Source organism: Candidatus Poriferisocius sp. (genome assembly GCF_965208355.1).
Classification (GTDB): Bacteria; Actinomycetota; Acidimicrobiia; order Acidimicrobiales; family Bin134; genus Poriferisocius.
This window is the reverse complement of the sequence record NZ_CBDBOM010000003.1, coordinates 1,545,535-1,556,554: the sequence shown is the minus strand read 5'-3', so window position 1 is coordinate 1,556,554 and position 11,020 is coordinate 1,545,535. Positions and strand designations below refer to the sequence as shown.

The 11,020-nt window shown below is 64.6% G+C and carries 9 protein-coding genes; 4 read left to right on the top strand and 5 right to left on the bottom strand.

The features are described from left to right. The first annotated feature begins 70 nt into the window (after nucleotides 1-70). A complete protein-coding gene (locus ACOGXH_RS08505; RefSeq protein ID WP_419928679.1) occupies nucleotides 71-1,354 on the top strand; it encodes a M18 family aminopeptidase in 1,284 nt (427 codons plus the stop codon). Here the strand turns inward: ACOGXH_RS08505 and ACOGXH_RS08500 are convergent. From ACOGXH_RS08500 to ACOGXH_RS08485, 4 genes are all read right to left on the bottom strand, one after another. After that, on the bottom strand, nucleotides 1,338-2,918 hold the full coding sequence (locus ACOGXH_RS08500; RefSeq protein ID WP_419928678.1) for a TrkH family potassium uptake protein: 1,581 nt from the start codon (nucleotides 2,916-2,918) through the stop codon (nucleotides 1,338-1,340). The genes ACOGXH_RS08505 and ACOGXH_RS08500 overlap by 17 nt on opposite strands. A 24-nt stretch (nucleotides 2,919-2,942) precedes the next feature. Further along, on the bottom strand, nucleotides 2,943-4,247 hold the full coding sequence (locus tag ACOGXH_RS08495; RefSeq protein WP_419928677.1) for a TrkH family potassium uptake protein: 1,305 nt from the start codon (nucleotides 4,245-4,247) through the stop codon (nucleotides 2,943-2,945). Between the two features lie 66 nt (nucleotides 4,248-4,313). Then, nucleotides 4,314-5,657, bottom strand: coding sequence for a Trk system potassium transporter TrkA (gene trkA, locus ACOGXH_RS08490; RefSeq protein ID WP_419928676.1), 1,344 nt, complete (start codon nucleotides 5,655-5,657; stop codon nucleotides 4,314-4,316). Between the two features lie 66 nt (nucleotides 5,658-5,723). Then, entirely contained in the window at nucleotides 5,724-6,329 is a 606-nt protein-coding gene (locus ACOGXH_RS08485) for a 5-formyltetrahydrofolate cyclo-ligase (RefSeq protein ID WP_419928675.1), read from the bottom strand. Between the two features lie 110 nt (nucleotides 6,330-6,439). On the opposite strand from ACOGXH_RS08485, the gene ACOGXH_RS08480 reads away from it, so the two are divergent. Genes ACOGXH_RS08480 through ACOGXH_RS08470 form a run of 3 tightly spaced genes read left to right on the top strand, consistent with a single transcriptional unit; the run spans nucleotide 6,440 to nucleotide 9,922 of the window. Further along, nucleotides 6,440-8,533 carry a sodium-translocating pyrophosphatase gene (locus tag ACOGXH_RS08480; RefSeq protein WP_419928674.1) on the top strand — a complete coding sequence of 698 codons (2,094 nt, stop codon included), beginning with the start codon at nucleotides 6,440-6,442 and terminating at the stop codon, nucleotides 8,531-8,533. Between the two features lie 40 nt (nucleotides 8,534-8,573). Continuing rightward, nucleotides 8,574-9,362 carry an alpha/beta fold hydrolase gene (locus ACOGXH_RS08475; RefSeq protein WP_419928673.1) on the top strand — a complete coding sequence of 263 codons (789 nt, stop codon included), beginning with the start codon at nucleotides 8,574-8,576 and terminating at the stop codon, nucleotides 9,360-9,362. Between the two features lie 29 nt (nucleotides 9,363-9,391). Next, nucleotides 9,392-9,922, top strand: a complete 531-nt coding sequence (locus ACOGXH_RS08470) for a DnaJ domain-containing protein (protein ID WP_419928672.1) — start codon at nucleotides 9,392-9,394, stop codon at nucleotides 9,920-9,922. On the opposite strand, the gene ACOGXH_RS08465 is transcribed toward ACOGXH_RS08470, so the two are convergent. Continuing rightward, nucleotides 9,909-11,006, bottom strand: coding sequence for a Zn-dependent alcohol dehydrogenase (locus tag ACOGXH_RS08465; protein ID WP_419928671.1), 1,098 nt, complete (start codon nucleotides 11,004-11,006; stop codon nucleotides 9,909-9,911). The genes ACOGXH_RS08470 and ACOGXH_RS08465 overlap by 14 nt on opposite strands. Between the last annotated feature and the right edge of the window lie 14 nt (nucleotides 11,007-11,020).

The following is an 11,020-nucleotide window of genomic DNA, read 5'->3' as shown; positions in this document are numbered from 1 at the left end:
TTACCGCCGCAGTTCGGTCCCCTTCCAAGTCTGTTCTGCCCGGGAGACTCCCAAGAGGCATGATTGCGGGGTGGAATCGTCTGTTGATGCTGGGGCTGAAGTAAACGAAAACTACGGCGTCAAGAGTCTGCTCGACTTCATCGACGCCTGTCCGACGCCATTCCATGTGGTCGATCGGGTGGCCGACGTCCTGCGGTCTTCCGGGTTCATTGAGATGGACGAAACCGTAGAATGGCCCGTTACTGCCGGCAGCCGCTTCGTGCGCCGCGGCGGGAGCCTGCTGGCGTGGCGGCACCAGACCTGCGATGCGGGCTTTCGGATTATCGGTGCCCATACCGACAGCCCCAACCTGCGCGTAACCGCCCAGCCCGACACCGGCCAGGCCGGCTACCGGCAACTGGGGGTGGAGATTTACGGCGGAGCGCTGCTCAACAGCTGGCTGGACCGCGACCTCGGCGTAGCCGGCCGGGTCGCCACCCCGTCGGGCACCCGGCTGTTCCGCATCGACAAGCCCTTGCTCCGTGTGCCTCAGCTAGCCATCCATCTCGACCGGGAGGTTAACCAAAACGGATTGCTGCTAAACCCCCAAACCCACATTGTCCCGGTGTGGGGCTTGGGCCTGCGCACCCCCGGAGAATTCGCCTCGGTAGTTGCCGAAGCTGCTGGCCTCAACCACGACGAGGTGTTGGCTTGGGATGCCATGCTCCACGACCTCACCCCTTCGGTGGTCGCGGGCATCGACAACGAATTCGTCCATGCCCCCCGAATCGACAATCTGGTGTCGTGCTGGGCCGGGCTCCAGGCTCTGATCCATGCCCCGGCGGACTCACCGCCCAGCTCAGTGCTTTGCCTGTTCGACCACGAGGAAGTGGGCAGCACATCAGCCCAAGGGGCGGCGTCAACAATGCTGCCCGCCCTGCTGGAACGGATGGCCGGTAGTCGTGAAACCCTGCATCCCGCACTAGCCCGGTCGCGGATTGTGTCAGCCGATGGGGCCCACGCCACCCACCCCAACTACCCCGAGCGCCACGAGCCCGACCATCACATCGCCATAGGCGACGGTCCGGTGATCAAGCGCAACGCCAATCAACGCTACGCCACTGATGCAGTGGGCGAGGCCGCATTCGCCGCGGCGTGCGAAAAGGCCGGAGTGGGCCACCAGGTATATGTCCACCGCGGTGATATGCCCTGTGGCAGCACAATCGGGCCGTTCGCGGCGTCGGCCACCGGGGTGACCACTGTGGATGTCGGCGTGGCCCAACTCTCAATGCACTCTGCCCGTGAGATGTGCGGAGCCCAGGATCCCCTCGACTTCGCGCTGGCCCTCAGCGCGTTTCTCAGCGTCGCAGATTGACTCGGGCCAGCCGACGGGTTCGCTCGAAGGCCGACACCGCCACCAAGAAGATCGCAAAGAACTCCAGGCGGCCGATGAGCATGAGCGCCATCAGCACTCCTCGAGCTGGACGGGTGAAAACCAAGTAATTGGAGGTGGGCCCGGCATCGCCCAAAGCAGGTCCCATGTTGCTCAACGCGCTGATGGCCCCTGACGAGGAAGTGATCAGGTCCTCACCCAGCGCGGCCAGCACAAAAGTGGCCACCAGCGCCGACAGCGCGTAGAGGGCCACCAGCCCCGCCACCCGCTGGAGCACCGGTTCGGACACCGCCATTTGACCCAGCTTCACCCGGGCTACCACCTGCGGGTGCTTCACCCGCAATAGCCCCACCCGCATGTACTTCGCCATCACCTGGGCTCTCAGTACTTTCAGCCCACCAGCAGTGCTCCCCGTCATGCCCCCCATGACCATCAGCGGCAGCAGTAGAGCCTGCGCGCCTGGGGTCCAAGCGGCAAAATCACCGCCCGGATTGACATCGGAGGCGTTGGCGAATCCTCCGCTGGTGCTCAGGGTGACAGCACCAAAGAACCCGTTGCGAATGCTGTTGGGCAGATCGGACAGGTCGTCCGCCCAATTCAACAGCGACATAACCACCGCCGCCGCCACGACCGCTATGAAATATGTGCGGAACTCTGACGACCGCCCATAAGCCCGGGGATTGCCTGACATGGCCCGCCAGTGGAGGGTGAAGCTCACCCCGCCTATCAGCATTCCGGCCATCATCACCGCTTCTACCGCCGTGCTGTCGAAGTGTCCGATGGAGTGGTCGTAGGGCGAGAAGCCGCCGGTGCCGGCGGTAGTGAAGGCGTGGGCCACTGCGTCATACAGACTGAGACCGGCAATCATCAAGGCTGCCGCTATCGCCACGGTGATTCCTCCGTAGAGCGCCCACAGCCGCCGGGCCGTGGAGCTCACACGAGGCGCCAGCCGGTCGGAGGTGGGTCCAGGGGCTTCCACAGTGATGAGGCTCAGCCCGCCGACGCCGAGGAACGGCAGAATGGTCACCGCCAGCACCACCATGCCCATGCCGCCGTACCACTGCATTATCTGGCGCCACATGAGTACGCCTCGGCCCGTCCCTTCGATAGGACTGAGCACGGTGGAGCCGGTGGCGGTCATACCGGACACCGCCTCAAACAGCGCGTTGTCGAAGCTGCCCAATGCACCTGAGAACCACAGCGGCAATGCCCCGAAAAACGAACAGCCGATCCAGGTCCATGCCACCGCGGCGAACACCGACGCGGGCGGCAAATCCTCATCCAGCCGGGTGAAAGTCACCAGCAGCACCCCAGCAGCCACCGTGACCAGCGCTCCCAAACCAAGGGCCACCTCGCTGTTGGATGTTGACGACCCCCACTCGATCAGGGTGGCGAGCAGCATCCCCGGCACCAAGAACAGCAATCCGAGGCCCACCACGAATCCCACCCGGCTGGTCACATTCCAGGGCCGGTCCACAAGCAGCTGGTGGACGGCCCCTTTGGCAACCGCCCTCGCCCACCGGGCCGTCGACAACACCGCCGTCATTAACGCAGCCTCATAGCCGCAGCCTCATAGCCGCAGCCTCATTCGCTGAACTTCGCCTATACCCCAGCCGACCACCACCACTACCGGGTAGATCGATAGCCGGCCCAGGAACATCAAGGCAATCACGACCCCCCGGGCTGGTGCGGGCAACACCGTGGCGTCGGCGAAGCCCGAAAGGTCTCCCAAGCCAGGTCCGGCGGTGGCCAGTGCGGATATTGCCCCCGACACCGCGGTGGGCATGTCTCCCCCCAGTGAAGCGATACCGAACACTCCGAAGGCGATGGCCAACACCCACAGGATCTGAAAGTTGTGGACACGAGTGAGCGATGCCTCCGACGCCACCGCCCCCGACACCCTCACCGGGACCATCGCCCGGGGATGGAGTTGCATCACCAGTTCTCGCCGGACGATGCCCATGATCTCGATCACCCGGAGCAACCGGAAACCTCCGCCGGCCGAGCCCGCCATTGAACCCATGCCGATGAGCACCAGCAGCAGAATCTGGGGTGCAGCCACCCAATGGCCCCAATCAGCGGCCCGGTAGCCGGTAGTGCTGATAGACGAGGTGACGGCAAAGAAGGACTCCCGAATGGTGTCCCCACCCCCGCCAGTGTCGATCCAGGTCCACGCCGTAACCAGTACCGTTGACCCCAAGATCAGCCCCGCGTAGAACTTCAACTCCGTCGATCTCCACAGGGCTTGGACCTTCCCTCGCACCATCCAGAGCAACACGGCCACCGAAACGCCGGCCAGAGCCATGGCTCCGGCGCCCACCCACTCGATTGCCGCCGAATCGAAGTGGGCGAATGAGTCGCGGTAGTTGGCGAATCCACCGGTGGAGGCTGTGGTGAGACTGAAGGTGGCGGCATCGAAGGCTCCCATACCGGCTGCGGCGTAAGCCGCAAACACCAGCACCGTGAAGCCCACATAGGCTGAGACCACTCGTTGGGTGTTATGCGACCATGTCCTCGCCAGCACCGCCTTGCGGCCCCGGCCCTCGGCCACCTCGCTCAACCGCCGCTGTCCCCCGAAGGCGGGCACCACCACCAGGGCGAACGCCAAGCCACCCAACCCTCCCAGCCACTGGGTCAATGCCCGCCAAGCGAGCAGCCAGGCGGGCATCGCCTCGGGGTCCACCACAGTGAGCGAGGTGGTGGTGAACCCGGCCATCGACTCGAAGATGGCGTCGTCTAACCGGGATATCTCGCCCGAGGCCAGATACACCACCGTGGAGATCACCACCAATGAAGCTGCCCCGGCCACCACGGTGGTCAGCACTCTGACCGCGGAGCGGTGCCAGGGAAAGCGAACCCGAGATGGGTCGCTCATCGACGGCTCACCCGAAGAAGCGCTTCACTTCGTCCACCGTGTCCGGCCGGGCTGTCGCCACTGTGCTCACCCGAAAAAGCGCTTCACTTCGTCAATGGTGTCGGGACGGGCAAAGACCACAATGTGATCTCTCTTGCGAAGCTGGCTGCGGCCCCGGCCGATCTGCGGCTTTCCGTCGCGCACGTAGGCGCCTATGAGTACATCTTTGGGCAGGCCCAACTTGTTCACCACTGCACCATCGGCCGCCGACCCCGACTTGATCTCGGCCTCAATGATCTCGAAATCGCCCGACAGGTAGGTAGCCACCTGGGCCACCTCACCCCGCACATAGCGGAGCACGCCGTTGGCGCTGGCCGTGCGGGGCGACAACGCCACATCGATTCCCACATCCCGCAGCAGAGTGCGCAGGGCCAGGTTGTGGAGCACGGCGATGGTTTCGTCCGCTCCCATCGACTTGGCGTACAGGCAGGCCAGAATGTTGGCATCGTCCTTGCCGGTGAGAGCGATCACCGCGTCGAACTTCCCGATGTCCTCGGATTCCAACAGCTCAGCGTCGGTGATGTCGCCGTGGATCACCAGCACTGCGTCGAGCTCCTCGCTTAACTGTTGGGCCCGCTCCAGATTCCGCTCTATGAGCACCACCTCGGCGTGGCGCTCGCTCAGCCGACGGGCCACGATCTCGGCAGTCCGGCCCCCGCCCAGCAGCATCACCCGGCGGTGGGTGCCCGGCGCCAATCCCAGAAGCGGAAGCAGGGTGTCCCTGGCCCGCCGCTTGCACACCACCCGCAGGAGGTCGCCGGGCTCCAGGGTGGTATCGGCTCGGGGAATTCGGGTTTCGCCCGCCCGGGTGATCACCGCCACCAAGAAGTCCCAATCGGGCTCGTACTCCTCAGCGATGTCGGCCAGACGCCGGTTGGCCCAAGGAGCGTCGGGGGTGAGCTTGGCCCCCACTACGAACACCTCGCCCTCGGCCATCACTGTCACGTCGGTAGCCCCTGGATATGACAGCAGATCCATGATCTCGTGGGCGGTTTCTTCGTCGGGATCGATGATGGTGTCAGCCTTCATCGCCTCTCTCAGCTCACGGGCGTCCTTCTCCCACAGGTTGCGCGACTGGATGCGGGCGATGGTGCGCCCCACTCCGTGCTGCTTGGCCAACAAGCAGGCCACCAGATTCACCTCGTCGCTGGCGGTGACCGCCACCAATAGATCGGCCTTGCGGATACCCGCCTCTCGCAGAATGTGGGGGTGGGAGCCGCTTCCCTCAACTGCCAGCACATCAAGGTCCTCGGCCAAGTCGTGGAGCTTCTTGGCGTCGACCTCCACCACCGCCACCGTGTTGCTCTCCTCGCTCAGAATCTGAGCGACATGTGATCCGACCTCGCCGGCACCAACGACCACGATGCGCACTGCTACATCCTTACTGAAAATCAGGGAGGGTGCGAGCACTCCCCGAGGTTGTGGGTTCGGCACCTATCACGCCCGGCTCCGGCGCGATAGAGCCGAGCTGAACACCCGTACCCGCTCTTCGGTCACCACCGCGTCCATGGTCACGTCCCCGGGATGCGAGGGCACTCCGTCAACTAGCTGGCACTCGTAGGCCAACCCCACCACCAGGGGTTTGGCCGGTCGGGGGCCATTCAGCAAAAAGGACAGAGCCCGGTCATAATAGCCCTGGCCCCGCCCCGCCCGATGCCCAGCGGCGTCGAAAACCACGACAGGGGCGAACACCACATCAAGTTCCCGAGCCGACACCAATGATTCGGCGGCGACATCGGGTTCGGAAATCCCAAAGCGATTGGACACAAAGGGAGTATCAGGTCCGGCGGGGGCAAACAGAATGGGGGCGGGGTCTCGCATCACCGGGAAGTACACGTCGATGCCCCGCAGCCGACAGGCAGTTACCAGTTGGGCCGGGTCGAGTTCGCCGTCGTCGGCCACGGTGGCCGATACCCGCTCCACTCCATCAAGCCACCCGAGCGAGGTCACCGCATTGGAAACCGCCCGAGCCGCTCTATGAGGATCGGAAAAAGTGCGACGAGCCTCCCGGGCTTCGGCCCGCATCCGGCTGAGGCTGACCACTACTTCAGATTATCGCCAATGATCCGAATTTGGGTATCCCAAATGGCAACCTTGGCAGGTCGTATTTTCGCTGGCTAACTTCGCCTAGTTCTCTCATACAGGGGGTCAATGTGGACGCCGTACCGTACCTTGCCGGATTGAGCGCGATTCTTGCGCTTGCCCTCGCTTTCTTCTTCTACAAGCTCGTTAAATCGGCCCCGCCGGGCAACGACCGCATGGTCCATCTCATGACCGAGATTCAGTCCGGCGCGAAGGCCTTCCTGAAGCAGGAGTACACCTGGGTGGCCGGATTCGTGGTCATCATGGCGGTCCTCATTCCCCTGCTCACCGGGGTGGAGCTGACCTTCGTCAGCTACATCCTGGGCGCGGTGCTCTCTGCTGGCGCCGGCTACGTGGGCATGACCGTGGCCACCATGGCCAATGCCCGCACCACCCAGGCCGCTACCGAAGGCCCGGCCAAGGCTTTGCCGCTGGCCTTCCGGGGCGGCGCGGTCATGGGCTTCTCGGTGGCCGGACTGAGCCTGTTGGGCCTGGCCTTCACATATTTGCTGTTTGTGGAATGGCTGAGCGTAGAGATCCATGACGGCTTTGAAGTGTTCACTGCATTCGGCTTGGGAGCCAGCTCCATCGCCCTGTTCTCCCGCGTGGGCGGCGGCATATACACCAAGGCCGCCGACGTTGGGGCCGATTTGGTGGGCAAGGTCGAGGCCGGAATACCCGAAGACGATCCCCGCAACCCGGCCACCATCGCCGACAACGTAGGCGACAACGTGGGCGACGTGGCCGGCATGGGGGCCGACCTGTTCGAGAGCTACAGCGGGTCGATAATCGCCCCTATCGCTCTAACTGCCTTCTCTCTCGGTGCCCTCGACGCCACCGGCACCGATATCGGACTAGCTCAGCTTATGTTCCCCTTGGCCGTGGCCTTTGTGGGGATGCTGGCGGCCATAGTGGGCTCGTTCGCGGTGCGGGGCAGCGCCCACGCCGACGTGAAGAGCCTGTCGCGTCAGCTCCACATGGGCACCAACGTGGCCATGGGCCTCACCGTGGTAGGCACGATCCTGGTAGGCCTGTGGTTTTTCTCTGGTGATGAGTTTGAGAACTGGTGGGGACTACCCATTTCGGTGATCGGCGGCCTCGCGGTGGGCTGGGCCATCGGCAAGGTGGCCGAGATCTGGACCAGCGACCACTACCCTCCGGTCAAGAAGATCGCCCAGCAGTCAGAAACCGGTCCGGCCACCACCGTGCTCTCGGGCATCAGCGCAGGCATGGTGTCGGTGGCCGCCTCGGTCATCTTGATCGGCGCCGGCGTGCTGGTGGCCTACTGGGGCGGCCAGCAAACGCTCGCTGGAGATGATGCAGCCAATGGCATCTATGGGATCGCAGTAGCCGCCATCGGGATGCTGGCCACCACCGGAGTGGTGGTGTCGGTGGATGCCTACGGCCCCATCGCCGACAATGCCGGTGGCATCGCCGAGATGGCGGAGTTAGACCCGGAGGTGCGGGGGGTGACCGACGCCCTTGACTCGTTGGGGAACACCACCGCCGCCATCGCCAAGGGCTTCGCGGTGGGATCAGCCGCCCTTACTGCCCTAGCCCTATTCAAGACCTTCGAAGTAGCGCTCAAGTTGGAAGGCCATGTGCTCTCTCTGGATGTGGGTCAAGTAGACGTGTTCATCGGCCTGTTCCTGGGGGCCATGCTGCCGTTCTTGTTCGCCGCTTTGACCATCGACGCGGTGGGCCGAGCGGCCAACAAGATGATTGAGGAGGTCCGCCGCCAGTTCCGAGAGATTCCCGGACTGCGGGAGGGTGCTGAAGGGGTACACCCCGACTCATCTCGGTGCGTGGCCATCTCAACGCAGGCCTCTTTGCGGGAGATGCTCGTACCAGGAGCCTTGGCCGTGGCTGTGCCTCTGATCCTCGGATTCATCGATGTCGACACGCTGGGCGGCTTCCTGGCCGGGGCTCTGGTGACTGGTTTCGCCCTGGCCATCTTCATGGCCAACGCCGGCGGCGCCTGGGACAACGCCAAGAAATACATCGAGGCCGGCGCCCACGGGGGCAAGGGCTCCGAGCCCCACAAGGCCGCTGTGGTGGGCGACACCGTGGGCGACCCGTTCAAGGACACCTCCGGGCCCTCCATGAACATCCTCATCAAGGTGATGACCATCGTGTCACTGGTATTCGCCTCCGCGTTCGTCTGATCCGACCCCGTGACGGCTTCGGACATGGCAACATGACCCGATGCCGATAGCCAAAGTCCGCGACCTCAACCTCTACTTCGAGCTGCATGGCTCGGGTCCGCCCCTGCTCAATATCAGCGGTAGCGGCGGCGACCTGCGCATGACTGCTCCCGACCTGAACCCGCTCAACGAGGCATTTACCGTGGCCCATTATGACCAGCGGGGCCTGGGCCAGACCTCTACTCCACGGCTGCCGTGGTCTATGGCCGACTACGCCGCCGATGCCATCGCCTTTTTGGACTTCTTGGGCTGGGACTCGGTGCCGGTGGTGGGTACCAGCTTCGGCGGGATGGTGGGCATGAACATGGCTGTGCTCCATCCCGGTCGCATCAGCAAGCTGGTGCTCAACTGCACTTCACCGGGCGGGCCCGACTACAGCTCCTGGCCCCTGCACACCCTGGCCGACCTGGACCCCGACGAGCGAGGCGAGGTAGCGCTGGAGATCATGGACACCCGGTACGAGAGGGGCGGCCCGCTGCCGCCAGGTGTGGAAGTGTTTGTGGCCAACGCCCGCCCCGACGGCCCGGCCCTGCCGCTCGAGACCCCCGGTGCCCTCGGGCAGCTCGAAGCTCGCCGGGGTCACGATGTGGTCGACCGCCTGGGCGAGATCGACGTGCCCACCCTGGTGTGCGCCGGCGTCCATGACGGCATCGCCCCCATGCGCAACAGCGAATTGCTGCGCGACCGCATCCCCCGTGCTCGCCTGGCCACCTTCGACGGCGGTCACATCTTCATGGTGCAAGACCCCACCGCCTACCCAACCATCCTGGAATTCCTCGCCGAAAGCTGAGATTTGCTCCACCACCTACGCTTGCGAAGGTGAACCGGGAGCGGGCGTTGCGGACGCTGGGGCTGGAAAAGGGGGCCCGGGCCGACGACATCAACCGGGCCTACCGCGCCCTGATCCGTCAGGCCCACCCCGATGCCGGGGGCAGCACCGCGGTGGCCGCCCGCATTACCGAGGCCTATCACTGGTTGCAACGGGCCGACACCCAGTCCCCTCCCCCGCCAAGGGCTCCTCAGCCTGATCAACCCTCTCCCGCCCCAACCGACGACAGCATGACGCTGTTGCTCCCTCCCGGTGACGTGTTCATCCGACTAGTGGAAGCCGGGCATCAGCTGGGCGAGGTGAGCTATATCGACCGCGACGCCGGCATCGTCCAGGTGACGTTCACCGCCGATAACGGCGTTGTGTGCCAACTGGCCGCCACCGTTGTGTCCAGCGGCAGAGCTACCTCCCGTGGCGATGCCCGAGTCGAATTCACCCTCGATCCCCTGGCCAGTGGACAAGCACCTCCCATCGAGAGCGTGGTCAACCGACTAGCCAGAATGATGGTCAGCTCAGGTTGAACACCGTGCGGATGCCGATGCTGGCTCGGAGGTCGTCGAGACCGGCGTTGATCTCATCTATGGGGCGGCGGGCGGTGATCATGGGCTCGAGGTCGAGGCGGCCGTTCTGCCACAGGGCCAGCAGGCGGGGAACCTCCCGCTGGGAGTTGCAGCCGCCGAACAGGCAGCCCAGCAGCTTCTTCTCGGCGGTGAGGTACATCACCGCGGGATTGATGGTCACCGTGTGCTCCAGAGCAGGCGCGCCCACCATGACCGTGGTGCCGCCGTTGCGAGTGGCGGCCAAACCAGCCTCCACCAGCGGTCCAGCACCGGCGGCGTCGAAGGCGTAGTCAACCCCGATGCCGCTGGTGGCCTCCTGCACGTGGGCCACTACATCGGCCCCATTCGGATCGAGCAGATCAGTGGCCCCGAACGCCACCGCGGCGTTTCGGCGGTCGGCCACCGGATCGGAGGCAAAGATGCGGGACGCACCGGCTAGGCGGGCACCCTGCACCACCGACATACCGACACCGCCCAGTCCCATTACCAGCACAGTGGCCCCTTCTTCCACCTTGGCGGTGTTGAGCACCGCGCCGACGCCGGTCTGGATGGCACAGCCGATCACTGCGGCCACTTCCAAGGGCACGTCAGGGTCTATCTTCACTGCGGCCGATTCGGCCACCATGGTCAGCTCTCCGAATCCGGCTACCCCCAGGCCTCGGTACACCGGCTGGCCATCCATTGAGAATGGAATCGAGCCGTCGGGCATGGTGCCCATGAACATGGACGAAGCCGCCGCGCACAGAGTCATTTCTCCCCGAACGCACCAGTAGCACGTCCCGCACGGCCCGAACGGCGACAGCATCACATGATCGCCCGGAGCCAGTGTGCCCACTCCAGGGCCCACCGCGTCGACGATTCCGGCTGCCTCGTGGCCCAGGATGATCGGAGTCATCATCTCGGGGGCGTCGATCATGGTCAGATCGGAATGGCACAGGCCGCAGTGGGTGACCTGCACCCGAACCTGCCCTGGTCCGGGGTCGACGCAATGCACATCGGCCATCACCAATGGCGAGGCCGGCGATGCCAGCAGTGCTGCCCTCATGGAAACCTCTCTTC